Consider the following 26,132-nt stretch of genomic DNA (forward strand, 5'->3'; position numbering starts at 1 on the left):
AATTCTGCGTTCCCAAGACAACAGGCATAAAAAATCCCGCCTTTTATGGCGGGATTCAATTATTTAGCTAAGAAGTCTGTCTTAGATAAACTCCACTTTAGTCACTTCTTTGATAGCAGATAGAACAAATGTTGGTACTGCTGCAATGAAGATTAACGATATTAAGTGATTAAACTCTAGCGCTTCTGTGCTGAATACCAACTGACCGAAGCTTGTGTACACAACGCTTAAAGACAAGATAGCCGATACTGCCACCGCACCAAGTAGGTAGTGGTTAGTGAACGGATTCTTACGATAAATCGTTGTAAACGTACGTGCATCGAACAAGCTCCAAAGTTGAGCAAAGATCAGTGTTAAAAACGCAACGGTTTGTGCGTATTGAGCACTGTAACCACCGTCGAGTGCGTAAGAGAATGTCACAAAGCTTAGACCACCTAATGCGAGACCACGAGTTAGGATACGAGCGCCTAGACCATTAGAGAAGAAGCCTTGGTCACGTTTGCCTGGCTTACGCTCCATGAGATCTTTCTCTTCTGGCTCAACACCGAGTGCGAGTGCTGGTAGACCATCAGAAACGAGGTTAACCCATAAAATCATTAGTGGAGTTAGCGGAAGTACTACATCTGGTCCCATGAGTAGGAATGCAAATAGGATTACCGAAACCTCACCCACGTTCGCTGTAAGTGCTTGGCGGATAAACTTACGTAGGTTATCGAAAATTTGACGACCCTGACGTACCGCCTTCACGATAGTACTGAAGTTGTCATCCAACAGGATAAGGTCACCTGAGTCTTTCGCAACAGACGTACCTGTAATACCCATCGCAACACCAATGTCTGCACGACGCAGTGCTGGCGCATCGTTCACGCCGTCACCGGTCATAGAGACAACTTCATTGTTCTCTTGCTGCGCTTTTACGATACGCAGCTTGTGCTCTGGAGTAACACGGGCAAATACTGCAACCTGAGAACAGATAGACAACAGCTTCTCGTCATCCATTTGGTCAAGCTCAGCACCCGTTACCACTAGATCGTCTTCGCTACGGATGATTCCGATTTCACGAGCAATCGCTGCTGCCGTGACTGCGTGGTCACCGGTAATCATTACCGTACGAACACCAGCGCTATAACAGCTATTTACTGCATCGCGTACTTCTGGGCGTGGTGGATCCATGATGCCATAGATACCCAGGATGCTGACGTCTTTTTCAAGCTCAGGGAAATCTAACTCAAGCTCTTCTTCTTTTAATTCACGGAAACCAACGGCAAGTGTACGCAGAGCATCACCACCAAAGGTTTGGATTGCCGCTTCAAAGTTTAAATGAAGCTCTTGAGACGGTGCGGTATCGAGAGCCAAGTTGCCTGAAACTTCACAGCCAACCGTTGGTACGAAACCACCGTCAACCATGAAGCTGGTTGATTTACCAAGAACAACATCTGGCGCACCTTTCAATGCTAGGAAGTGCTTACCTTGTGGGTCACGAACGATAACAGAAGCCATCTTACGACCAGAATCGAACGGGAACTTCTTAACGATTGAGTAGCCACCCGTTGATAGCATTTCATCTTGTTTAAGACCTGCTTTTGCAGCTGCAACAATTAGTGCACCTTCTGTCGGGTTGCCACGAACCGTCCATTTACCATCAGCATTTACATATTCAGCATCGTTACAAAGCGTTGCAACAACAAGACCTTTCATCATTGCAGGGCTGTTTGTCGCTTCGACATTGTGACCTTTGGTAATGAATTCACCCTTAGGATCAAAACCTTTACCTGACACATCCCAGTAACGACCAGACACATCGTACGCTTTCATCACCTGCATTTGGTTTTGTGTTAGCGTACCGGTTTTATCTGAACAGATAACGGTTGTAGAACCAAGCGTTTCGATTGCTGCTAGCTGTTTAGCCAAAGCATTATTCTTAACCATCTTAGTCGAGCCCATCGTTAATACGATAGTAACCACCGTTGGTAAACCTTCAGGAATAGCGGCAACCGATAAAGAGATACCTGTTGTTAGGATTTCTAACCATGGCATACCGTGGTAAACACCGATAGCACAAACAATAGCAACAACCACAAGAGCAACAACCAATAATGCGAGTGCGATGGTGTCCATACGCTCTTGCATTGGTGTTTTCGTCTCTTCCGTTTGGTTCATCATATCAGCGATGTGACCAACTTCAGTTTGCATACCTGTGCTTGTTACCACAGCAAGGCCTGTACCTGTAGTCACGATTGTTGTCATGAAGCCCATGTTTTTCTGATCGCCAAGACCAAGGGTCTCATCTTCAAGGCGTTCAGACTGCTTATTCACTGGCTCAGATTCACCGGTCAGTGCAGCCTCATCTACCGTCAGACGGTTTGACTCAAGAATACGAACATCAGCAGGCAGAATATCGCCAGTATTAATTTTGATGATGTCACCAGGAACGAGGGTTTTAGCTGGAACACTGATCCATTTACCATCGCGCATCACTTCGGCTTCTGGAGCTGCCATTTCTTTTAGCGCTTCCATCCCTTTCTGAGCTTTAAATTCTTGCCAGAACGCGATACCAGTATTGATAAGGATAATCACTGCAATAGCAATAGCATCAATCGCGTGGCCAGTAGACCAAGAAACGATTGCACCAACAGCTAGAATAAAAATCAGTGGGTTTTTATATTGATGAATATACAGTTCCCACGCAGAAGCTGACTCTTGTGCAGTCAGTTCGTTAGTGCCGTGCTTCTCTAAGCGTGCATCCGCTTCAGAAGTTGATAAACCTGTCGTTTGATCTGCGTTCAGTTCGTTTAAAACATCTGAACTTTGTTGTGTAAACCATTTACTCGTCATTTGAGTACTCCACATCAATGCCTCACGCCGAGGCTAATGTAATAAAATAACACTTATTCTTATATGATAGAAAAATCGCACAAATCAAAAGTGAATATTTAGTCGATTTGGTGCGCTTGAAAAACTATATAGTAAGGATTGTCTATTTAGCAAAGATCGCAAAAGATACACTTGATACACACTTGACAACTACTTTGAAAACACAACCACATCAAACATCAAACATAAAACAAACAATACAAGCCCAAACTATTGTTTAAAAAAGATAAGCACAAAAAATAGACACCCTTTTCACTTTCGTAAAAATCATTAGTTATCGGCGTATTTTATCGAAAATTCCTTAATAACGAAGTAAAACATCGGAATAACCTTTCTATAAACAGGGATATGTTGGCGTAATCATAAATTGATAAAATGGAAAGTTAGATGCCAATTGTAAAAACGAAAGGAAATCAGCAACAAGATGGAGATATAAGTCACAATTCAACAACCAAGGCCATTCTTGGCCATTACAAAAAAGACCAACACTCAAACTTACTATTTATGCAAAACTGCGAATTAAGCGCTAGTGACTGACAAATTAATAAGGCCGTCTCTCTTTAATTTATTGTAATACAAATAAGAAAAAAGGCAGAGGGGGAGAGTAAGATAGATGATGAGAATAAGAAAATATGACCAAACTCATCATCTCTTTGGTGTTGCTTATGAGCTTGCTCATATATAGTGCTTTAAAAGAAACAACCAATAACAAGCTAGGAGCAAATCATGTCAAACGGTCGTATTTTACACACCATGCTACGCGTGGGTGATCTAGACAAGTCTATCGAGTTCTACACCAATGTAATGGGCATGCAGCTATTACGTAAGAACGAAAACAAAGAGTACGAATACACACTGGCTTTCGTTGGCTTTGGCGACGAATCTCAAGGCGCAGTGATTGAGCTGACTTACAACTGGGGCACCACGGAATACGATCTTGGCTCTGCTTTTGGTCACGTTGCTATCGGTGTTGATGACATCTACACAACGTGTGATGCGATTAAAGCAGCTGGCGGCAACGTAACGCGAGAAGCGGGTCCGGTTAAAGGCGGCTCTACACACATTGCGTTCGTGAAAGATCCTGATGGCTACATGATTGAGCTGATTCAGAACAAACAAGCAAGCGCAGGTCTAGAAGGTTAATTCCTTAACCTCTTTGAGAAGTTGGGTTTGAACGCCTGAAGAAATGAAAAACGAAGCGAGCACTATGCTCGCTTCTTTTTTATCACTCTCACCATAATCGATATTCTTTACCAATTATTCTTAACAATCTCATTGATGAAACTTTACATGATAATGATTATCATTTAAATTAACCACCTATTGATTAGTGAGGTAATACAATGATTAGCGAATGGGAAAAACACACGTTACTTGCCGATACTGCATTGCAGCTCGACGATCCTGTACGAAGTATTCTTCATTATCAGCAGGCTTTGAACTTAAGTGAAGAAATTACAGAACGCACCGATATTCAAGCCGATGAACGCTTACTGATCTCGGTGATTTCTTGCCACAATCTTGCTCAATTCTGGCGTTGGGCTGGCGACACTGAATACGAGCTCAAGTATCTTCAACTGGCTTCTGAAAAGGTACTCACACTGATCCCTCAGTGCCCTAATACTCAATGTTCAAGCTTTATCGATTCTATTGGTTGCTGTAAGAAAGCGCTGATCGATTTCATGAAACGCCACCCAAACCCTAAAATTGCCTCTATGGTGGAAAAGATCGATACCGCGACCAACTGTGAAATGATCGCCCGCTTCCGCTTGAATTAAACAAGTTCCGTTAAAACAACGACTCCAAATTTAAAACATAAAAAAGCCCGTCATCTAGACGGGCTTTGTCATTTCAAAACAAGCTGTTGTTTAGCTTAAACCTGTGTGCGACCTAAAGAGATCACAACACGTCGGTTCTTATCTTTACCAATTGGCGAGTTATTGTCCGCAATCGGACGACGCTTGCCATAGCCTTGCACTTGGATACGATCTTCTGGCAGGCCTAGAGATTTGAAGTACTCTCTTAACGATTCTGCTCTGCGCTCTGAAAGGTTTTGGCTAATCCCTTTGCTGTCGACAGAGTCGGTGTACGTTGCCACCAACACAAGGTCGATGTCTTGGTTATAGCGAACGTAATCGGCAATCTGGCTCAGCCTTTTGCGCGACGACTTGTTCAGCTGGTCGCTGTTGCGGTCGTAATGCAAAATAGTGAAAGAGATATCTTCAAAGCTGTAAGGCAGCAGGTTAGCAACACAGTCACTGAACACATTGTATTTTTCTTGGAACAACACCGACGACAACGACACTTCGATACGTTGATCTCGGCTCTGCCACTCTTGGTAGCTGAATGTCGGATAACGCCCTTTCTCCAACTCACTCAAGATGCCCCAAGCTGTTTGACCGCCGACATAGCCGTCAAATTGCTGGAAGAACTTAATGGTTGTCATACGATCAGCACTTTCACCCGGACGCCAAGGTGGCGGCATAGAGATCAAGCTTACATTGCGCGTCGCACCCATTGGACGGCGCATTTTAAGCTCAAAGTCCAAAATGATTTTTTTACTCGCGCGAGATGAGAACTCAGCATCACCAAAGTTTGGAATTGGGTGGACCAAGCGACATTCAAGTGGCGTGTTGGCTACCATCTCCCATGTCGACTGTTGAGGAGATGCTCCGTAACGCTTTTCTTGTGCCATGACCGATGACGACACAAGTAGCGAAAATAGCATTGAACCTGTTATGAGTTGTTTCTTCATAAAGTGGAGTATCTCTTAAGCAATTCGTTTAACAATGCAGCCAATTGCCGCATTTTTCTCTCACGTTTAAATATGCAATTATCAAGCCGTAATGGGTTGGGTAATTTAAGATTTATTGCCCTTCCCTAGTTTTTATCACTGCTATTATCTGCAATAATGCAGCCTTAATCACACTTATTTGGGCTAACATGACTGTAGAAAACGAAGCTCTGACCCTAAAAAAACGCTTTCGCGGCTATTTTCCAGTGGTCATCGACGTGGAAACCGCAGGGTTTAACGCTGAAACCGATGCATTATTAGAAATCTGTGCCATTACATTAAAAATGGATGAGAACGGAGATCTGCACCCTGCATCAACGCTTCATTTTCACATTGAGCCTTTTGAAGGCGCAAATATAGAGCAGGCAGCATTAGACTTTAACGGAATTAAAGACCCATTTAGCCCATTACGTGGTGCTGTGTCGGAACAAGAAGCCCTTAAAGAAATCTACAAGCTAGTGAGAAAAGAACAAAAAGCTTCAGATTGCAGTCGCGCAATCATGGTTGCTCACAACGCTACATTCGATTTGAACTTCGTTAATGCGGCAAGTGAGCGCTGTAAGCTTAAACGCGTCCCTTTCCATCCATTTGCTACTTTTGACACTGCAGCTCTTAGTGGTCTTGCCTACGGTCAAACCGTTTTGGCTAAAGCTTGCCGCACTGCAGGGATGGAATTTGACAACAAAGAAGCACACTCTGCTTTGTATGATACGCAAAAAACCACAGAGTTATTTTGCGGCATTGTAAACAAATGGAAAGCCCTTGGTGGTTGGCCTCTTGTTGACGAAGAATAAAAAATAGAGTCGGTAAACGTTTTTTCGTATTGCCTTCATAAAAAACACAACATCCCGAGAATAATATGAATCCTGTTGTAATTTCAGTTTGCATCATGCTTGTTTTAGCTTTGATGCGCGTAAACGTAGTCGTTGCTCTGACGTTCAGTGCAATTATCGGTGGCGTAGCCTCTGGTATGAGCTTGAACGACGCAGTCGCGGCTTTCGAAAGTGGATTAGGCGGCGGTGCAACGATTGCACTTAGCTACGCTATGCTTGGTACATTCGCTGTTGCTATCTCACGTTCTGGTATCACAGATCTCCTTGCTCAAAGTGTTATCAAACGCATTCACGGCAAAGAGAACAGTGCGGCATCGACTGGTCTTAAATACGGCATGCTTGCGTCGTTGATCTTAGTGACCATGTCTTCGCAAAACGTGATTCCAGTACATATCGCCTTCATCCCAATCTTAATCCCACCTCTACTAGGCGTATTCGCAAAAATGAACCTAGACCGCCGTCTAGTTGCGTGTGTACTTACTTTTGGTCTGATTACACCTTACATGGTGCTACCGATTGGTTTTGGTGGCATCTTCCTAAACAACATTCTGCTTAAAAACCTTCACGACAATGGTCTTGAAAACGTAGTAGCAAGCCAAGTGCCAATGGCGATGTTGTTACCCGCTGCGGGCATGATCTTCGGTCTTCTTACTGCAGTATTCTTTACTTACCGTAAGCCTCGCCAATACAAAGAAACCTCTCACACTGTTGTTTCAACAGAAGTGAAAGAGATCAACAAGAAGCACATCCTAGTAGCAGCAGCTGGTATCGTAGCAGCGCTAACAGTTCAACTATCGACTGGCTCTATGATCATCGGTGCTCTAGCGGGTTTCATGGTATTTACCTTCGGTGGCGTTATTGCTTGGAAAGAGACACAAGATGTCTTCACCAAGGGCGTTCACATGATGGCAATGATCGGTTTCATCATGATTGCAGCAGCAGGTTTCGCGGCAGTTATGAAGCAAACAGGTGGCGTTGAATCTCTGGTTGAAGCACTTTCAACAAGCATTGGCGACAACAAGCCTCTAGCAGCACTACTTATGCTAATTGTTGGTCTATTGGTTACTATGGGCATTGGTTCTTCGTTCTCTACGATTCCAATCCTTGCAACTATCTACGTTCCATTAGCAGCAGCATTTGGCTTCTCGCCAATGGCAACAATCGCTCTAGTAGGTACAGCTGCTGCACTTGGTGATGCGGGCTCTCCGGCTTCTGACTCAACATTAGGTCCAACGTCTGGTCTAAATGCTGATGGTCAACACGAGCACGTATGGGAAACCGTAGTTCCAACATTCCTGCACTACAACATCCCACTGATCGTATTCGGTTGGATTGCAGCCATGGTTCTGTAATTAGGTTTGTAGTTAAAGAGCCCTACACTCACTTTTATAAAGACCGCCTCGTGCGGTCTTTTTTGTCTCTGAGATTCATTCTACTCTTCCTTCCGCTCACTCTCATTGAACTAGCGACACCAAACAAAAAAGGCTTACTCTGATGAGTAAGCCTTAGAAATCATTGCGAATACAGATGACTCTCGCTGAATTACGCAGCGGGAGCATTACTCACTAAAATTTCGCGAATAGACTTAAGCGTCGCTTCCGTTGAATGATAATCCAATTCAACTTCACTAAAGATGCCGTTCACTTCAAGCATTAAGGTCGGGTAAGAAAATACACCCATCGCTTCTTTAAAGCCTAGCTGGTCATCTAACTCACTTTCCAATAACTTGCTAGAAAGGTCATTTTCAAACTGTTGAACATTCATACCTAGCTCTTCAGCCAACTGCAAATGTGTGTCTTGGCTATGTGGCAACATCGCACGAAGGTAGTAAGCATGTTGAATCGCTTCAAGCATCGCTTCGTAGTGGTCTTGAAAACCTGCAGCAATCACGGCACGGCACGCAGGGTAAGTACTGCGAACAGGTTGGCACTCTGTCCAAAAATCATGGTTAAACTCAGTACCCAACTTAGCTTCGATCTGCTTCCAAATCGCTTGCAGCTTGCCTTTCATCTCTTCTGACATTGGCTCATCAGAATCCGGGGCCAAACCACCCACTACATAGTTAAACTCAATGCTCGCAGGCAATTGTTGTTTCAATAACTCAAGTGTTGGCTTGTAACCCCAACACCAGCTGCACATTGGATCATGCACATAATGAAGTTTTACGTTCATTGTTCATTCCTTATCGAGTCAATGATTCGATCAATTCAAACAAAAAAGGAGCCTGATTAAGGCCCCTCATTTTAACTATTCAGCGCAAAGGCTAGAACTTATTCAGCGTCATCGCCAGCAACTTTAGCCGCTGCTTCTTTGATGATTGGCTGAAGTTCGCCTTTTTGGAACATCTCAAGAATGATGTCACAACCACCGATTAGCTCACCTTCAACCCAAAGTTGTGGGAAAGTTGGCCACTGTGCGTAAGCAGGAAGCTCTGCACGGATATCAGGGTTTTGTAGGATATCTACGTAAGCAAATTTTTCGCCACATGCCATTAGAGCTTGAGACGCTTGAGAAGAGAAACCACAGCTAGGTAGCTTAGGAGAACCTTTCATGTACAGTAGAATAGTGTTTTCTTCAATTTGCTGTTTGATTTTATCGATAGTTTCCATTGCTTCCTCGTTAATGGATTACGGCTTTTATTGCCTTTATTCTACCCCAAACTAAAAGAATAAAAACCATATAAAAAAAGCGGTTAACAAGCTAAGCTAACAATTCACACAAAAGTAATGAAATAAGCTTTTAATAAAGTAAAAACTTGCTAAACTATATCGCAAGTCAGCAAATTGACCATGGTTGGCAGTATAGCGAGCCATGAATAATAATATCACTGGAAGCAATCGAAAGAGTTAACTCTTTCATATCAATGGAGAATTGAGCAATGGCATTTGAACTACCGGCTCTTCCTTACGCGAAAGACGCGCTAGAACCACACATCTCAGCAGAAACGCTAGATTTCCACCACGGTAAGCACCACAACACTTACGTTGTTAAGCTAAACGGCCTTATCCCAGGTACTGAGTTTGAAGGCAAAACACTAGAAGAGATCGTTAAGACTTCTACTGGTGGTGTTTTCAATAACGCTGCTCAAATCTGGAACCACACGTTCTACTGGCACTGTCTTGCTCCTAAAGCGGGCGGCGAACCAACTGGCGCTGTTGCAGAAGCTATCAACGCTGCATTCGGTTCTTTCGAAGAATTCAAAGCGAAATTCACTGATTCAGCAATCAACAACTTCGGTTCTTCTTGGACTTGGTTAGTTAAGAAAGCTGACGGTTCTCTAGACATCGTTAACACTTCTAACGCTGCTACTCCTCTAACAGAAGAAGGTGTTACTCCACTTCTAACTGTTGACCTATGGGAACACGCTTACTACATCGATTTCCGCAATGTTCGCCCTGACTACATGGCTGCATTCTGGAACCTAGTAAACTGGTCTTTCGTAGAAGAGAACCTAGCTAAGTAATTATTGCTTACGCTGCGCTATTTATAGCGAGTTATCTATTGAAAGCTCATGCCTCGGCGTGAGCTTTTTTGTATCTGTCGTGTTCCACAAAATCTAAACATTTCGTAATAAACCCGCCAATAGCGCTTACTTCTCGAACTATTGATAGCCTTCTTCCCAACCCTACATAAATTCTCTATTTGCCTGTAATTAAACACTAAAGTTTGCCGACTCCATGCCGTTAAAGGTGTATCCAATGAGAGGCGACATGCAAATACATACTTTAGACAAACCAGGAATCATCAACGAACTGAAGTTCGGCATCGGGATCAGCCAAGCGGTTGAGCAAGGTCGCCGTGCAGATTTCGCGTTGCTGTTATCTATGTTTTCTAATGATGTCCGTGATTGCACGCCAATTGACACCATTGAAATCACAGAGACAAATGAAGATCGCCTGCGCAAACAATTTGGCGTAGCAGAACCTCAACAACTGCGTTCAAACCAGTCTTCATATGAGATTTCAGCTCAGCAATCTAATCATTTTCATCAAGCTAGCCTTGCCAGCGCCAAGCTCAGCCATTACTTGAAACCTGAAGCGCTTGCCTTCATGCCTGAAGATACAGCCGACTTACCCGAAGAGGTTTACCAAAACCTTTCTGGTCATGACCGACGCAAACTCGCAAACAAGCATTTACCTGATTTGCCACATGCCACGCTCTACAATGAGCTAACCACCGCGCAACGTCAGTATCAAATTCAAGCTCAAGTATAGCGGTCGCCTACCTTTCCCTTTTTCGCTGTCTATCCATAGCTCTTCTTCGACTAACTCGCACACTTCAAAGTATTCACACGAATGATATGAACCACTAGCCTTAGGCAACCTAAAAACACCTGATGTCGGTTACCGCTTGAAGTTACTACAAAATGTGACGTGCCACTAAGTTCATAAAAACTTATTAATTGGCACACCTTAGTTTGAACCAATTCACACCCGCTGTATAAATTTTAACCCATCCTTATCCGACATGGACGATTTGTTTAGGTACTGGGATGGAAATAAAAAGCTCAATCATATTGGTGACATCTGCCGGCTCGCGACTGGGGGGGGCGATTGCGAACCACTTTGTTAACCTTGGAGCCACCGTCATCCTTTGTGATAAAGACACGGAAGCACTTAAAGCGACGTATCTACAGTGTGCCCGGTTTTCTGACTCTGTTTACCACTACACGCTCAAAGGCAATGACAGCCAAGCGATTCTCAGCGTATATGATTTTATTCAAACCACCTTCAACACGACACCCGATGTGCTGGTCAATAACTGGATAAGCTCCCCAATGCCTAGCCTAATTGGCGATCAGCCTGTGAGCAGCTTTATTAATGATCTCTCATCGATGGCATCGACCCTGTTCGCATTTGGGCAAATCAGTGCTGAGAGATTGCGAGAGGAAGATAAGGAAGGCGTGATTGTGAATGTGATATCTCATGATGACTTTCACGATGTGTCTGGCTTAGAGAGCGCAAACTCAATGATCACTGGCTTTACCCATAGTTGGGCGAAAGAGCTGACTCCCTTTGGCATTCGAGTCGGTGGCGTTGTTCCCGCCGTTCATAACTCCGATGGCAAGCTCAACCGATGTCACTGGGCGCAGCTGCAAGACGAGCTGACCAGAACAACCGAATACATTGTCTCGAATGACTACTTCAGTGGGCGAGTTGTCGCGGCAGAGGTTTAACTCCCTATTCCAATTGAACATGACTGGCTCAGCTCATATTAAGTAGCAGAGCTATTGCCTCTCAATCCGTTTTACAAACGAACCAAACATAAAAAAAGCCCCGGTCTCTCGACTGGGGCTTTCATCTTTTCCCGATAGATAAGTATCGTGCTAGCGAAAACTTATCTCAAAACTAATGCTTACTTATTATGCGTTAGCTTTTTCTTTTTTAGCTTTTGGCGCTTTCGCTTCAGCTGGCTTTTGGTCTGCTTTCTTAAGGATAACTGTAGTACCTTCGAAAGTTTCGCCTTCAACGTATGGTTGGCCGAAGTAAGAAGTTGTTAGAACTTCTTTTAGCTCAGTGATTAGAGGGTAACGTGGGTTAGCACCTGTACACTGGTCATCGAACGCTTCAACAGCTAGCTCGTCTAGTTTAGCGATGAAGTCAGACTCGTTAACACCCGCAGCTTGGATAGATAGTGGGATGTCTAGGTCAACTTTAAGCTCTTCTAACCAAGTCAGTAGACGTTCAATCTTCTGAGCTGTACGGTCACCAGCTTGGCTTAGGCCTAGGTGGTCAGCAACTTCAGCGTAACGACGACGTGCTTGTGGACGGTCGTACTGAGAGAATGCAGTCTGCTTAGTTGGGTTATCGTTCGCGTTGTAACGTACAACGTTTGAGATAAGTAGTGCGTTAGCAAGACCGTGTGGTAGGTGGAACTCAGCACCAATTTTGTGAGCCATTGAGTGACACACACCTAGGAATGCGTTCGCAAATGCTACACCAGCGATAGTTGCTGCGTTGTGTACTTTCTCACGAGCTATTGGGTCAGCCGCACCATTTTTGTAGCTTGATGGTAGGTATTCTTTAAGCATCTTAAGAGCTTGAAGAGCTTGACCGTCTGAGTACTCGTTCGCTAGAACAGATACGTAAGCTTCAAGAGCGTGAGTTACTGCATCGTAACCACCGAACGCTGTTAGAGACTTAGGCATGTTCATTACTAGGTTCGCATCAACGATAGCCATGTTTGGCGTGATTTCGTAATCAGCTAGTGGGTATTTAGCACCAGTCTTGTCGTCAGTAACAACAGCGAATGGAGTAACCTCTGAACCTGTACCTGAAGTTGTAGTGATACATACAAGCTCAGCTTTTTGACCCATTTTAGGGAACTTGTAGATACGTTTACGGATGTCCATAAAGCGCATTGCTAGTTCTTCGAAGTGAGTTTCTGGGTGCTCGTACATAACCCACATGATCTTAGCAGCATCCATTGGAGAACCGCCACCTAGAGCAAGGATTACGTCAGGTTGGAAGCTCTTCATTGCTTCAGCGCCTTTCTCAACAACAGATAGCGTTGGATCCGCTTCTACGTCGAAGAAAGTTTGAACTTCGATGCCTTGTGCTTTAAGCAAGCTAACTACGTCATCTGCGTAACCGTTGTTGAATAGGAAACGGTCAGTTACTAGGAATGCGCGTTTCTTACCTTCTAGGTCGCTCATTGCGATTGGAAGGCTACCACGACGGAAGTAGATAGACTTAGGTAGTTTGTGCCACAACATGTTTTCAGCTCGCTTCGCTACAGTTTTCTTGTTGATAAGGTGCTTAGGACCTACGTTCTCAGAGATAGAGTTACCACCCCATGAACCACAACCTAGAGTTAGAGAAGGTGCAACGTTGAAGTTGTACAGGTCACCGATACCACCGTGAGTAGTCGGGATGTTGATTAGGATACGAGCAGTCTTCATCTTGTCACCGAAGTAACGGATGCGGTCTGCGTTAGTATCTTGGTTAGTGTAAAGACCAGATGTGTGACCGATACCACCGATTTCAACCATAGTTACCGCTTGAGCAACTGCGTCTTCGAAGTCATCTGCGCGGAATAGACCTAGAGTTGGAGATAGTTTCTCGTGAGCGAATTCGTCATCGTAAGAAACTTTACCAAGACCTTCACCTACAAGTACTTTTGTATCAGCAGGAACTTTAACACCAGCCATTTCAGCGATTGCTGGAGCAGGTTGACCTACGATTTTAGCGTTTAGGTTGCCGTCGATAAGCAGAACTTTACGTACTTTATCAGCGTCAGCTTTAGATAGAACGTGAGCTTTGTGAGAAGCGAAACGCTCTTTAACTTCGTCATATACTTCGCTAACTACGATTGCAGCTTGCTCAGAAGCACATACTACGCCGTTATCGAAAGTCTTAGACATAAGGATAGATGCTACAGCACGTTTGATGTCAGCTGTTTCATCGATAACGACAGGAACGTTACCAGCACCAACACCGATAGCAGGCTTACCAGAAGAGTATGCTGCTTTAACCATGCCTGGACCACCAGTAGCAAGGATAAGTGCGATACCGTCGTGCTTCATAAGCGCGTTAGAAAGCTCTACAGATGGTTGGTCGATCCAACCGATGATGTCTCGTGGAGCACCCGCTGCAACAGCTGCGTCTAGAACTAGTTTCGCTGCGTCGTTAGTTGAGTTCTTTGCACGTGGGTGTGGCGAGAAGATGATGCCGTTACGTGTCTTAAGAGAAATTAGAGATTTGAAGATTGCTGTAGAAGTTGGGTTCGTTGTTGGAACGATACCACAGATGATACCTACAGGCTCAGCGATAGTCATTGTGCCTAGGTTGTCATCTTCTTCTAAGATGCCACATGTTTTTTCGTCTTTGTATTTGTTGTAGATAAATTCAGATGCAAAGTGGTTTTTGATAACCTTATCTTCAACAATACCCATTCCAGATTCAGCAACTGCTTGTTGAGCAAGTGGAATACGAGCGTGGTTAGCAGCAAGAGAAGCTGCGCGGAAGATTGCGTCTACTTTCTCTTGAGAGAATGTTGCAAACTCTTCTTGTGCTGCTTTAACGCGAGCTACTAGAGCATCAAGTTCCGCTAAGTTAGTTACAGGCATGGTGGATCTCCTAAAATAATAAATATTAAAAACTTTTTATTAAATTCGCTGCTTGCCGTTAACCTTAAACACCAGCGTTCTTAGTAAATTGCTTTCAGGGCTGAGTATATTATTTCACTGTGTGAAAAAAATTGACCCAGATCAGTTACCCAAAAAGAATTAACCAGAAAGTAGTAAGGCAATCGCAAAAATGAACTTAAGAGCATGATTTATATAGATTAAACTCACACTTTTCGTTCGCGCAAAAAACAAGCAAACAGACAACTTTTTTCTACATAGCGTAATAAACTGTAAAAAAGTTTCATTTTTAGTCCGTTAAATTACATGTATACAGCTATATTCGTGCTACTGAGAGTATATCCATAGCGTTGTACGGGCTAGATTCTGACATAATTTTTATTAATTTCGTGCGTCGGTTAACAGTTATTCAATAATAAATTACAAAATGAAACACTACCAACTAGCTTGCAACAGGCTTGAAACAAAAGTGAGATTCAATTAGTTTTTCTAAAAAGAATCACCCATTTCAAGTTAGTTTTTTTCATTCGCGTAAATTGAGTTTGTCCCTTACATTACGCGCCTAAACTATTCACAGATCAACCCTTCAACCTTAAGTACGCTAACTGGAGATCGCTCTCATGCAAGGCTTAGAACTCGCAATTTTTATGCAATTCTTCCTTGGGCTTGTTGCTGCCGTAAACCCAATCGGCATCATGCCTGTTTTTGTTTCTCTTACTGCTCATATGCCGCCAGAAGAGAGGAACAGGACAGCCTTACAAGCAAATATTGCTGTTGCCGTGATCTTGATTATGTCACTTGTTGCAGGGCAAATGCTTCTTGATATGTTTAGCATCTCGTTGGATTCATTCCGCGTTGCTGGTGGCTTACTGTTATTGAGCATCGCATTTTCGATGATGAGCGGTAAGCTCGGTGAAGATAAGCAGAACAAACAAGAGAAGTCTGAATACATCAGCAAAGAGCAGATCGGCGTTGTTCCACTTGCTATGCCGCTAATGGCAGGCCCAGGTGCAATCAGCTCGACCATTGTTTATGGTTCTCGCTACCCTGCTGCTATTGATACGGTCGGCATCGGCATTAGCATCATCGCATTCGCAACGTGCTCTTGGCTTTTGTTCCGTTCAGCGCCGGTTATCGTTCGCTTTTTAGGTCAAACGGGTATCAACGTGATCACTCGTATCATGGGTCTGATTCTTGGCGCATTGGGCATCGAGTTCATCGCCAATGGCCTACGTAATCTGTTCCCAGGCTTGGCATAACGTTTAACAACATTTCGGTTGCTCTATAAAGGGCAACAATATTGAAATATAGATGAGGCGAGTAAAGCAATTGGGCTTTCACTCGCCTCGTTATTATGAAGCTTGTATAATGACTGTTAATGCATTTAACAGAAGACGAACCTCTCCTTATGTCACGCAAGCCACTCAAGCATCATTTGTACGTCATTATCTTTGGTACTCACACGCCAGCCGGACGTGCATTTGATATAACTCTGATCGTTGCAATCTTGGCTTCGCTGTTGGTTCTGATCTTAGAATCCATCCCTAATGTGATGACCGAATGGTCACAACAGCTGCGTTATATCGAATACACCTTCACTGCACTCTTCACTCTTGAGTATTTGTTAAGGCTCTATTGCTCCCCAAAGCCAAAATCTTACGCCACCAGTTTTTATGGTGTCGTTGACCTATTGGCGATTCTTCCGACCTACCTAGCAATCATCTTCCCAGGCGCTTCATTTATGGGTGTGGTGAGACTGCTGCGTGTGATGCGTATCTTCCGAATTCTAAAGCTGGTTCGCTACCTGCAAGATTCCAATATTCTGTTGCGCTCACTATTAATGGCACGACGAAAGATACTGATCTTCTTTAGCACCGTCGGCATCTTGGTGGTTATCTTTGGCGCCTTGATCTTTGTTATTGAAGGTCCTGACAATGGCTTCACCAGTATTCCTCACAGTATCTATTGGGCCATCGTGACTATCACTACGGTAGGTTATGGTGACATGGTGCCGCAGACCGCGCTTGGTAAAGCCATAGCATCACTGACCATGCTATTGGGTTACTCTATCTTAGCAGTGCCAACCGGGATCATTACTGCAGAACTCAGTAATGAGATGAACTCGCACAAAGAATTGGTTAAGTGCCCGAACTGTAACCGAGCGGGTCATGATTCAGACGCCATGTATTGCAAGCACTGTGCTAGCGAATTAGCGGATCCAGACAAGCGTGTCGTCACCGACGAGAAATAAAAGCAGACACGAGATTCGAGTAGCGAGATGCGAAGAGATTTAAGGGCAGTTTCGAGGGCCGAATAACGAGGTAGCAATAAACTAAAAAGGGTTGACGTTTGTCGTCAACCCTTTCGGTTTATCAGCTAATAGAATTTAAGCAATCTTGCCTATTACGATTTCTCAGCAAGGATAATGCGTAGAGTACGACGTAGTGGTTCTGCAGCCCCCCAAAGTAGTTGGTCACCAACCGTGAAGGCGTTTAGGAAGTCGTTACCCATCGACATCTTACGCAGACGACCGACAGGTACAGACATTGTGCCTGTTACTTTCGCTGGTGTTAGCTCCTGTGCCGTGATGTCGCGGTCATTAGGAATCACTTTAACCCAATCATTGTGCGTTGCGATGATCTCTTCGATCTCGTCCATTGGCACGTCTTGCTTAAGCTTGATCGTTAGTGCTTGAGCGTGACAACGCATTGCACCGATTCGTACACAAGTACCATCAATTGGGATTGGCTGACCATCTAGACCAAGAATCTTGTTCGCTTCAACACCGGCTTTCCACTCTTCTTTACTCTGACCGTTTTCACGCTTCACATCGATCCAAGGAATCAGTGAGCCTGCAAGCGGAGCACCAAATTGGTCTGTTGGGAATGAAGATGAACGAATCGTATCAGCCACTTTCTTATCGATATCAAGAATTGAGCTTGAAGGGTTTGCTAACTCAGAACTTACGCTGTCGTTGATCACACCCATTTGTGAGATCAGCTCACGCATGTTCTTAGCACCCGCACCAGAAGCTGCTTGGTAAGTCATGGCACTCATCCACTCAACCATGCCTTTCTCGTACAGACCACCTAGAGCCATAAGCATTAAGCTCACAGTACAGTTACCGCCAACGAACGTGTTGGTGCCGCTGTGAATGCCTTGCTGGATTTGAGCCAAGTTAACAGGATCAAGAGTGATGATTGAATCAGCATCCATACGCAGAGTAGATGCTGCATCAATCCAGTAACCTTTCCAACCTGCTTGACGCAGTGCTGGGTATACTTTTGATGTGTAATCGCCGCCTTGACAGGTAATCACAGCATCAAGCTGTTTTAGGCTATCAATATCAAAAGCGTCTTGAAGTAGACCCGCATCTTTACCACCTAAAACAGGGGCAGGAATACCAATCTGAGATGTGCTGTAATAAACAGGCTCAATCAAGTCGAAGTCTTTCTCTTCAACCATACGTTGCATCAGTACAGAACCAACCATACCGCGCCAACCAACTAGACCTACTCTCATCGCTCACTCTCCATGTATAAATTAAAAATTGCTCTCCCCCATCTATAAGTTTTTCAGAAACAGAACTCAAGTGCTTTTTGTCAAAAAGTGTAACTTTTTCGTTTCTTTTAAGTGAACGTAATGAATCGTGCAGTTATCTCTGTATCGACATTCCATCTCCACCTCATTGATTAAGCGTCCATTATCGTCAAATTCAAACATTTACATCGCCAAAGTCGATTCAATCGACGCTCATCACAAACAGTAAATCCCTCTTTTAAACCAAGGTTAATCAGAGTTTTATTTTACAAAACGAAAACAACGCGCGACAGATTTCAACATGTAACAATCATGAATGTAACAAAAATTTAGATTATGAAACCACAATTGATTGAGTTAACAGTCAAATATCACAACTTAGGCGTATTTTTTCGATATAATAAACTAATTACTGTAGTGTCCGTTTTGCACCACACACTATAACGAAGCACTATAAATGCTCGAAATCACAAGAGGCTTTTATGAAGCAGAGTAAAACTCGCCTACCGAACCTATTGCAGGTATTCATCGCGTTAGGACTATTTCTATCCCTTGCTTTTTCCTTTACTGCAAAGCTTGACCTTCCAATTCAACTTGCCTTGTATATTGGCTGGTTCATTATCATGGTTCTTGGTATTCGTCTTGGACACCAATACAAAGACTTAGAAAAAGCAGCACTCAAAGGAATATCCAATGGCTTAGGCGCGGTTTTAATACTTTTAGCCGTTGGCGCTCTTGTTGGTACTTGGATCTCAGGCGGGATCGTACCTACTATCATTTACTATGGTCTGAAAGCTATCCACCCTTCTATCTTCCTTTTAGCGACCATGATCATCTGTTCTCTAACTGCATTGGCGACCGGTACTTCTTGGGGTGCTGCGGGTACAGCAGGTATCGCGATGATGGGTATCGGCCAAGGCCTAGGTGTTCCAGCACCGATTACTGCAGGTGCCGTGCTGTCAGGCTGTTACTTCGGTGACAAGATGTCTCCTCTTTCTGATTCAGTGATTCTGGCTTCTTCAATGTCTGGTGTTGAAGTGGTTGAACACATCAAGGGCATGCTTCCAGTTGCGTTAATCAGCTACGTGATTACAGGCATCATGTTTACTGCGTTTGGTTTCCACTACGCGGGCAACGTTGACATGAGCCAAGTAGACTCTGTAATCAAAGCAATGGAAGTTCAGTTCTACATCACGCCTTACTCATTCGTTCCGGTACTTATCGTGCTTGGTCTGTTGGCTTTCCGTATGCCTTCATTCCCGGTCATCAGTTTTGGTTCTCTGCTGGGTATTATCTGGGCAGTCATGATCCAAGATATCGACTTCCTAACGGCATTCAACACTGCTTGGGCACCGTTCTCAATCTCATCTGGCGTAGAGTTTATTGATTCGATTCTTAACCGTGGCGGCATGTCTTCAATGCTAGGTTCAGTTGCGGTTATCGTATTTGGTCTAGGTTTCGGTGGCTTACTGGATAAAGTGGGCGTACTAGAGACAATCGCTAAGGTGTTTGAGCGCCGCGTAAACAGCGCAGGCTCACTAGCGACGAGCACAATTGGTACGGCCTTCATGGGTAACGTGTTCGGTTCTGCAATGTACGTATCGTTAATCCTTACGCCAAAAATCTGTGCGAAAAACTACGACCGTTTAGGCTACAAGCGTAAGAACCTATCTCGTAATGCTGAGTTTGGTGGCACGCTAACGTCGGGTATGGTTCCCTGGAGTGATAACGGTATCTACATGGCGAGTATTCTTGGTGTTGCGACGCTGTCTTACGCACCCTTCATGTGGTTAAGCTTCATCTGTATCATCGTGACTATCGTGACATCTTACATGGGTTGGTTCGTTGATAAGTGTGAACCAACAGCACCAGCGTTTGAAGCTGAAGAAGCGACCGAGTTAAGCAAGCAACAAGCTTAAGTTCAGGAGCTAACGCTTTCGAACGTAACTCAAAACGTTAATGGATAAATGCAAAAAGAGCGCCCTAGAGCGCTCTTTTTTGATCTGCTGATTTACTTATTTATCTATTTATTGGCGGTTCGTTTACCCAACCAGTAACCGATGCCTAACGGTGCAAAGAACACTACTAAGATAAACAGGATGAAGTAGATAATCACACCTTTGATTAACTCCATTAGCTTATCAATCGCCAGTACCACCACCTCTTGAGAGACGCGATCAAGGTCTTGCGTGAACAGTTCTCTTTCTGAAGTCACAATGCCGGCAATCTCGATGCGCTCTTTCGCAATCATCTCTACTAGAGCTTCTCTCTCACGTGTCACCATTTTTTCTAATGCCACACGTTCATCACTCAGCATCGCTAATTTTTGGTCGGTTTTATCACTGAGGTCGTTGAGCAATGGTTGCATTTCTGTCGACATAATAGAAGCCAGTGTTTGCATGTACTCCGGGTTGTTCTCAATGAAGTCTTGCATGCTTGCTGATGTTTGACGAAGGCTTTCCAGCGTCATCGATAGGTCTTCACCCGTTAGCGAGCTATTCAATGCAACCAGCTCCGCCTTCCACGACATCAGTTTCGGTGTCTGGTCAGCCATAAGGCTTAAACGATCAGATGCGTCACTCATGGCTTCTGGCATGGTGCCTAAGCTCTGAACGATTTGCGATTCGTCTTTACCAAGGTAACTTAGCCATTCACGGTAAGCTGGTGTGCTTCTGAATGTGAGGTCTTTAAATGGGTGGCTAGCAGCAAACTGAGCAACGAACGCTTTGCTTTTTTTGAAATCACTGGAGTTCAATACACCCTTTGCCAATTTATCTGCTTCTTGGTCAAGAAAACGAGCAGCCTCTACCGCATCATCCGTCGCGAATAGGTCCGCGCCATCGCCTTGGCTATAAAACCGATTCATTTGGGCAGTGAAAACCCACGAGTCAATTAACGCAGACATTGGGGAAGTTTGGTAAGCCGCTTGTTGTAATCCCTGCTCTGCATGGATCTTCCAAAGCAACACATAAGATTGATGTAAAGTGTCATCAGCAGGATAAAATTGCGCGATTAAATCAGCCGAGTCTTCTACTCGTGTAAAAAACATCTTGGCGTATTCACGCGTCATGAGCCGAGCATTTAACTCTTGTTGAGTGAGAGGCGTCGTTTGACTATCTAACTTAACTTCTAAGAGAGAACAACCACTTAGCACAATGCTAAGCACCAACACCATCCAACTTCGACTCGAAACTCGTAACATATAAACCTCTGACAAAGACTAAGGGCGCTGATTGTATGAGCGCTTCGTCAGAGTATTGTCAAAAATCCTGTAAAAGTTAACGCTGACTGTCTAAATATTCATGAGCAGAATCCACAGAGGCTTTTATAGCCTGCTCTAGTTCAGCTAAATCATGTTCACTGATCGCTCTGGACTGCTTCATTGTCATTTCAATGGTTGCGGCAATGATGGCTAACCGAGACGCTTTAATACTGCCAGCCACGCCTTTTAAGCTATGTACAATGCGAGCCGCGGAGGTTTCATCTTTGGTCAACAAAGACTTAAACTTCTCGTAGTCACCTGCGTGGTCTTGTACAAACACACCAAGCAAGAGTTCGACAGACTCAGCATCACCATCGAGCGTTTCTAACATGTCTTCGATATCAATCGCAGGCTTTGAATCTGTGACACTGGCAACGTGTTTCTCTACTACTGGCGCCTGTTCAGGGACTTGCTGAATAGAGTATTGCGGTACAACGGGTTGGCTTGTAACGTTAACGCTCTGCGGAGGTTGAGAGTCGGAAGACTGGCGCGTTGGCCTGTTCTCGGATACATAAGCGTCACTATCTGCTTGTTTCACTGCTGAGGAAACAACATCGCTATAAGAAGCGTCTTCCTTACTTGAATTAATTTCTAGTTCAGAGCTGAGTTCTTGGTCTGCTTCTTTCATCGTTTTTGTGGACCTAACGCCCCAAAACACTATCCCGCTCATCGCCACCAAGCTTAAGCCTAGCATCACCAACAATAGGTTGAATTGACGATCATGGAACTCAGCTTCGAGTTTTATGATCTGTTCATTTACTGAGTTTTTCTTAATCTTATCAACCAAATAGTTAAGCTGAGCGTAATCACTCAACAATGCTGACGCATCAGCCAGTAGTTGTTGGAGTGCATCTTGTTCTTCGTTTTCTAAGGAATAAGATTTTTCTAGAATGGAATCAAAGGCGCGATAAGTCGCTGACGAACTTTGATTTTCAGAATACATGGCTTCAAATACCACAACACCGTATTCGTTGAGGAGCGGTTTTAGCTGAGGGGAAAGCTCTTTATCAGCACGCAAGATCTTAATGTTATCAACGATGTCTTGAACTTGGCTTTCTATTGGAATGAACTCATCGAACTTTTCTAGGAACTGATCAGCTACGTACAACAGTTGGTTGACATCAGGACGAAACAAGGCGTGTTGGAAATCAGATTCAATCTGCAGTCGGATCGAATAAACCAACTGAGCATCGAGTGCGAGATCATTGATACGAGAGACTCGAAGCGGTTCTGAGAAATAAAGCGATTGCCTCAATTCGTTGACTCGAATACCGAGCTCTTCGATTTGAGCTAGAGAATTGGTGTAGGAACGGCTTAGATTAAGAAGAGCCAATGAAGGAAGTAACCACAGAGCCAAGAGCACAACCAAAAAGGTGGCTGGTTTTTTAAAGCGTTTGGGCTTTGCTACTGATTGTTCCATCTATATTCCTTGTGCGTGTTAACTTGAAGCCATGACCGTAGCTAAAAGATTAAGCACAAAATAAGCGACAACGTCCTGCTGCCGCTTTTATCCGTTAACTTCGGACTATGACTTATTGCGAGTCAGTTGGTCACGTAAGTTCGGTGGAGTGCCTTTAATCGTTAGCGTGTCTGTCTCCGGATCGTAAAAGATACGTTCGCCTAGAAGCAGACTATCAAAACTAACATTCAAACCGCCACCAGCACCAACAAATTTTGTTAGTTTACGCATAGTTGCGCGATCGGCTGGGAAGCTGTCTTCTAACTCGTAGCCTTGCTCACTAGTATAGTCAAAGAAGCTTGTGCCATCTGTGCTTGCTGGCAACTCACCAGAAAGTTCACGAACTTGTACTTCATCGCCCGCTTTAAGCTGCTCGTTACAGTAATCCGCAACCTGCTTTTTGTAGCTGATCGCTTCTTCTTTCTCTAATTTAGAGTCAGAAACGAAGTCTTCTACCGCTTGCATCAGTACTTGGTTCTGCTGTTTCGCATCCAAACCAACTTCAGCTTGTAAGAAATCTAAGAAGAAATCCGCGACTTTACGGCCAACACGTCCTTTAATGTAAGTTAAGTAACGGTTTGACTCTTTATCAGTCTCATAAGTTGAAAGGTCTAGACGAGCCGCGATATCCATTTTTGAGATATCAAGGTAGTCAGTCGCACTAATATCAAGCCCTTCAGTTACCTTTAGGCTTTGGTTTGAAGGCAATAAACCAATGAAAAGGTAATCTGTTGCAAGTGACTGATATTCAGCCATTACCAAGATACCTTCGTCAGCGAATGGGTACTTTGATAGTTCGTCTTTTAGACGTTGCGCACTCTTTTGAGAAAAATCGTAAAAGTTTGTCTCACCAGCACGAAGTTGATGCAACCACTGCTGGAATTCGCTGTCAGATTTGAAAGAACCAAACCCTTTGCCTGCTTTTGAATTAAAAACACGGTGAAGTTCAGCAACTAGGCTTTCAGATGAAGCATCGTTTTCTAGAGATTCAGCACGATAGTTAACAATCAGCTCATCCTGATCGTTCTTGCTCAGCTGGTGTAAAATTACGTTGGAAAGGTGAAGGCTCATAGTGAAAATATTACCGTTCAGGTTTCAGTTGTCGTGCATAGTAGGTTATCATAAGCCGCTTTTACTATCATTATTAGAGTCCTTATGCCGATTATATCTAAATACACAGATGATCAAGTTGAAAAAATCCTAGCTGAAGTAGGTGCTGTACTAACTAAGCACAAAGCTTCGCCAGAACTTTCACTGATGATCGCTGGAAATATCGCAACCAATGTCTTAAATCAGAATGTTGCTGCTTCACAACGCAAAGGAATTGCTGAAAAATTTGCCGAGGCTTTAATTTCTTCTCTTGAAGATAAAAAGTCTCACTAAATTTGATTGACGGATAAAAGAATTATAAATGGTAGACAGCGCAAACTCATATAGCGATCGTGTATCTCGACTGGTTGGTTGGGGTCACTGGTTTGCATTTTTCAACATCATTGCTGCGATGTTGATTGGTACTCGTTATATTACTCAATCTGCTTGGCCAGAAACCTTGCTAGGCCAATTCTATTTGGCTGCATCGTGGGTTGGTCATTTTGGCTTTTTAGTGTTCGCGCTCTATCTATTAGTGCTGTTCCCGCTCACTTTTATTCTTCCGTCGAGGAAGTTATTACGTTTGGTTGCCGTTATCTTCGCGACCATAGGTTTAACTGTCCTACTGATTGATACCCAAACGTATCAAAATATAAACCTCCACCTGACGCCTGTCGTGTGGGAGGTTTTATTCAGTGGAGAGGAATCTGCATTCACGTCTGATTTGCAGCACCTCTTCATTGTTATGCCATTTATCTTCTTACTACAGCTTGGTCTGTCTGAGTGGGTTTGGCGTAAGCAGCGTAAACTGTCTCATAAACACATTGGCCGTCCGATTACTGCCGTCTTCTTCTTGTGTTTCATCAGCAGCCACTTGACCTACATGTGGGCTGATGCGTACTTCTATAACCCAATTACTAGCCAGAAAGCGAACTTCCCACTGTCTTACCCTATGACAGCGAAAAGCTTTATGGAAAAACATGGCCTATTAGACCGTGAAGAGTACCTTGAGCGTTTAGAAGCGAACAAAGAGAATGTAAACCTAGTTAGCTACCCGCTAGAAAAAATTCAATACAACCGCCGCAGTGATGATCTTAATATCCTGATGGTGAGTGTGAACAACCTTCGCTCTGACGCTCTTAATGCGACAGCGATGCCAAACAGCTATGCCTACGCACAACAGTCGATCAACTTCACCAACCACTACAGTTCAAGTAACGATATGTTTGGTATTTTTGGCTTGTTCTACGGCCTACCGAGCAGCTACGCAAGCAGCATTGAAGCTCAGGGGTCAAGCGCAGTATTGCTCGATGTTTTAGAGAATCACGATTACAAGTTCGCTGCTTTCAGTGGCGACAACTTTAGTGATGCACTGTACTCGGATATCATCTTCCGAGGCCGTGATGTGATGCCAGAGCAAGCAACTTATGATGACCAGAGTGCCATAAAAGCTTGGTCTAACTGGATTCAATCACCGCAAGCTAAACGCCCTTGGTTTAACTTTATTGAATTAACCACACTGGATAACTTCGCCAGCTACGATTCAAGTTCAGAGTCGGACTCTACGCTAACGACAGCAGAGCGTTTTGCAGCAGACTATCAAAAGTCGGCGACAGCGGCCGATGCTCAGCTAGCAACTATCTACGCTGAACTGGAACGCTTAGAGCTTGCCGATAACACGGTGGTTATCATTACCTCTAACCACGGTACTGAGTTTAACGAAACCAAAACCAACAGCTGGGGTGCAAACTCCAACTACAGTCGTTATCAGTTACAAGTACCACTGTTTATCAGCTGGCCTGGCAAGTCTGCTTCTGAATATACCCACCGTTCTAGTCATCTAGACGTGTCAGTAACACTGATGCAAGAGCTATTGGGTGTATCTTCGAACCCAACAGATTTCAGTAGTGGTCGCAGCCTGTTTAATGAACGTAACAGAAAGTGGATTCTCGCGGGCGACTCTCGTGAACTTGCTCTTGTTACTGACCAGCAAACAACGGTGTTGGATAAATTTGGTAACTACAAATTGTACGACCAAAATTACAAGCGCCTGAAAAACGTAAGCCCTCGCTTACCTGTGTTGATGCAAGGCCTGACAGAGCTACAGCGTTTCTACACAAAAAATGACTAAATAATCAGCAAACAGCAAAGGGAAGCCAATGGCTTCCCTTTTTTATGGTTCATCGCGGATTAGC

General features: G+C 44.0%; 21 protein-coding genes. 12 read left to right on the plus strand and 9 right to left on the minus strand.

The genetic code is table 11. From position 1 onward, the window contains the following. Positions 1–81 precede the first annotated feature (81 nt). Entirely contained in the window at positions 82–2,835 is a 2,754-nt protein-coding gene (locus AB4384_RS01580; RefSeq protein WP_372128751.1) for a cation-translocating P-type ATPase, read from the minus strand. Positions 2,836–3,600: 765 nt separating this feature from the next. On the opposite strand from AB4384_RS01580, the gene gloA reads away from it, so the two are divergent. Next, positions 3,601–4,017 (plus strand): lactoylglutathione lyase, encoded by a 417-nt coding sequence (gloA, locus tag AB4384_RS01585; RefSeq protein ID WP_004734046.1) that lies wholly within the window; start codon positions 3,601–3,603, stop codon positions 4,015–4,017. A gap of 200 nt (positions 4,018–4,217) precedes the next feature. After that, positions 4,218–4,652 carry a DUF2753 domain-containing protein gene (locus tag AB4384_RS01590; protein ID WP_004734047.1) on the plus strand — a complete coding sequence of 145 codons (435 nt, stop codon included), beginning with the start codon at positions 4,218–4,220 and terminating at the stop codon, positions 4,650–4,652. 95 nt (positions 4,653–4,747) lie between these two features. On the opposite strand, the gene motY is transcribed toward AB4384_RS01590, so the two are convergent. Continuing rightward, positions 4,748–5,629: a flagellar protein MotY gene (gene motY / locus AB4384_RS01595; RefSeq protein WP_017063457.1), complete on the minus strand. Its 882-nt coding sequence runs from the start codon at positions 5,627–5,629 to the stop codon at positions 4,748–4,750. Positions 5,630–5,817: 188 nt separating this feature from the next. Here motY and rnt point away from each other — a divergent pair, with 188 nt between their 5' ends. Beyond that, entirely contained in the window at positions 5,818–6,462 is a 645-nt protein-coding gene (gene rnt, locus AB4384_RS01600; RefSeq protein ID WP_017061178.1) for a ribonuclease T, read from the plus strand. 65 nt (positions 6,463–6,527) lie between these two features. Then, positions 6,528–7,853 (plus strand): Na+/H+ antiporter family protein, encoded by a 1,326-nt coding sequence (locus AB4384_RS01605; protein ID WP_029235135.1) that lies wholly within the window; start codon positions 6,528–6,530, stop codon positions 7,851–7,853. A gap of 190 nt (positions 7,854–8,043) precedes the next feature. On the opposite strand, the gene AB4384_RS01610 is transcribed toward AB4384_RS01605, so the two are convergent. Both AB4384_RS01610 and AB4384_RS01615 read right to left on the minus strand, forming a co-directional pair. Further along, complete coding sequence (locus tag AB4384_RS01610; protein ID WP_017061180.1) at positions 8,044–8,673, minus strand: DsbA family protein; 630 nt, start codon at positions 8,671–8,673, stop codon at positions 8,044–8,046. 98 nt (positions 8,674–8,771) lie between these two features. Continuing rightward, positions 8,772–9,110, minus strand: coding sequence for a Grx4 family monothiol glutaredoxin (locus AB4384_RS01615; RefSeq protein ID WP_004741702.1), 339 nt, complete (start codon positions 9,108–9,110; stop codon positions 8,772–8,774). 269 nt (positions 9,111–9,379) lie between these two features. Between AB4384_RS01615 and sodB the strand changes: the two genes are divergently transcribed. From sodB to AB4384_RS01630, 3 genes are all read left to right on the plus strand, one after another. Beyond that, a complete protein-coding gene (gene sodB, locus AB4384_RS01620; protein WP_004734050.1) occupies positions 9,380–9,964 on the plus strand; it encodes a superoxide dismutase [Fe] in 585 nt (194 codons plus the stop codon). A 247-nt stretch (positions 9,965–10,211) separates the two neighbouring features. Then, the gene (locus AB4384_RS01625; RefSeq protein WP_276605511.1) at positions 10,212–10,715 is read left to right on the plus strand and encodes a VC2046/SO_2500 family protein; all 504 of its coding nucleotides are present in this window, start codon (positions 10,212–10,214) and stop codon (positions 10,713–10,715) included. A 278-nt stretch (positions 10,716–10,993) separates the two neighbouring features. Further along, positions 10,994–11,677: an SDR family oxidoreductase gene (locus AB4384_RS01630; protein WP_017061182.1), complete on the plus strand. Its 684-nt coding sequence runs from the start codon at positions 10,994–10,996 to the stop codon at positions 11,675–11,677. Positions 11,678–11,863: 186 nt separating this feature from the next. Here the strand turns inward: AB4384_RS01630 and adhE are convergent, their stop codons facing one another. Continuing rightward, entirely contained in the window at positions 11,864–14,569 is a 2,706-nt protein-coding gene (adhE, locus tag AB4384_RS01635; protein WP_017061183.1) for a bifunctional acetaldehyde-CoA/alcohol dehydrogenase, read from the minus strand. A 638-nt stretch (positions 14,570–15,207) separates the two neighbouring features. Between adhE and AB4384_RS01640 the strand changes: the two genes are divergently transcribed. Both AB4384_RS01640 and AB4384_RS01645 read left to right on the plus strand, forming a co-directional pair. Next, complete coding sequence (locus tag AB4384_RS01640) at positions 15,208–15,846, plus strand: YchE family NAAT transporter (RefSeq protein WP_017061184.1); 639 nt, start codon at positions 15,208–15,210, stop codon at positions 15,844–15,846. Between the two features lie 149 nt (positions 15,847–15,995). Further along, a complete protein-coding gene (locus tag AB4384_RS01645; protein ID WP_029235134.1) occupies positions 15,996–16,838 on the plus strand; it encodes an ion transporter in 843 nt (280 codons plus the stop codon). A gap of 152 nt (positions 16,839–16,990) precedes the next feature. On the opposite strand, the gene asd is transcribed toward AB4384_RS01645, so the two are convergent. After that, positions 16,991–18,109, minus strand: a complete 1,119-nt coding sequence (asd, locus tag AB4384_RS01650) for an aspartate-semialdehyde dehydrogenase (protein ID WP_017061186.1) — start codon at positions 18,107–18,109, stop codon at positions 16,991–16,993. Between the two features lie 500 nt (positions 18,110–18,609). Between asd and nhaC the strand changes: the two genes are divergently transcribed. Further along, on the plus strand, positions 18,610–20,046 hold the full coding sequence (gene nhaC, locus AB4384_RS01655) for a Na+/H+ antiporter NhaC (RefSeq protein WP_017063453.1): 1,437 nt from the start codon (positions 18,610–18,612) through the stop codon (positions 20,044–20,046). Between the two features lie 104 nt (positions 20,047–20,150). On the opposite strand, the gene AB4384_RS01660 is transcribed toward nhaC, so the two are convergent. From AB4384_RS01660 to yejK, 3 genes are all read right to left on the minus strand, one after another. Continuing rightward, positions 20,151–21,329 (minus strand): chemotaxis protein, encoded by a 1,179-nt coding sequence (locus AB4384_RS01660; protein WP_372128752.1) that lies wholly within the window; start codon positions 21,327–21,329, stop codon positions 20,151–20,153. 76 nt (positions 21,330–21,405) lie between these two features. After that, positions 21,406–22,809 (minus strand): Hpt domain-containing protein, encoded by a 1,404-nt coding sequence (locus AB4384_RS01665; protein ID WP_372128753.1) that lies wholly within the window; start codon positions 22,807–22,809, stop codon positions 21,406–21,408. A 105-nt stretch (positions 22,810–22,914) separates the two neighbouring features. After that, entirely contained in the window at positions 22,915–23,919 is a 1,005-nt protein-coding gene (gene yejK, locus AB4384_RS01670; RefSeq protein WP_017061190.1) for a nucleoid-associated protein YejK, read from the minus strand. Between the two features lie 84 nt (positions 23,920–24,003). Here yejK and AB4384_RS01675 point away from each other — a divergent pair, with 84 nt between their 5' ends. After that, the gene (locus AB4384_RS01675; RefSeq protein ID WP_004734063.1) at positions 24,004–24,231 is read left to right on the plus strand and encodes a YejL family protein; all 228 of its coding nucleotides are present in this window, start codon (positions 24,004–24,006) and stop codon (positions 24,229–24,231) included. A 28-nt stretch (positions 24,232–24,259) separates the two neighbouring features. Further along, on the plus strand, positions 24,260–26,068 hold the full coding sequence (locus tag AB4384_RS01680; protein WP_017063450.1) for a DUF3413 domain-containing protein: 1,809 nt from the start codon (positions 24,260–24,262) through the stop codon (positions 26,066–26,068). The last annotated feature ends 64 nt before the right edge of the window (positions 26,069–26,132 follow it).

It is taken from the genome of Vibrio sp. 10N.261.51.A4 (genome assembly GCF_041471945.1).
Classification (GTDB): domain Bacteria; phylum Pseudomonadota; class Gammaproteobacteria; order Enterobacterales; family Vibrionaceae; genus Vibrio; species Vibrio crassostreae_C.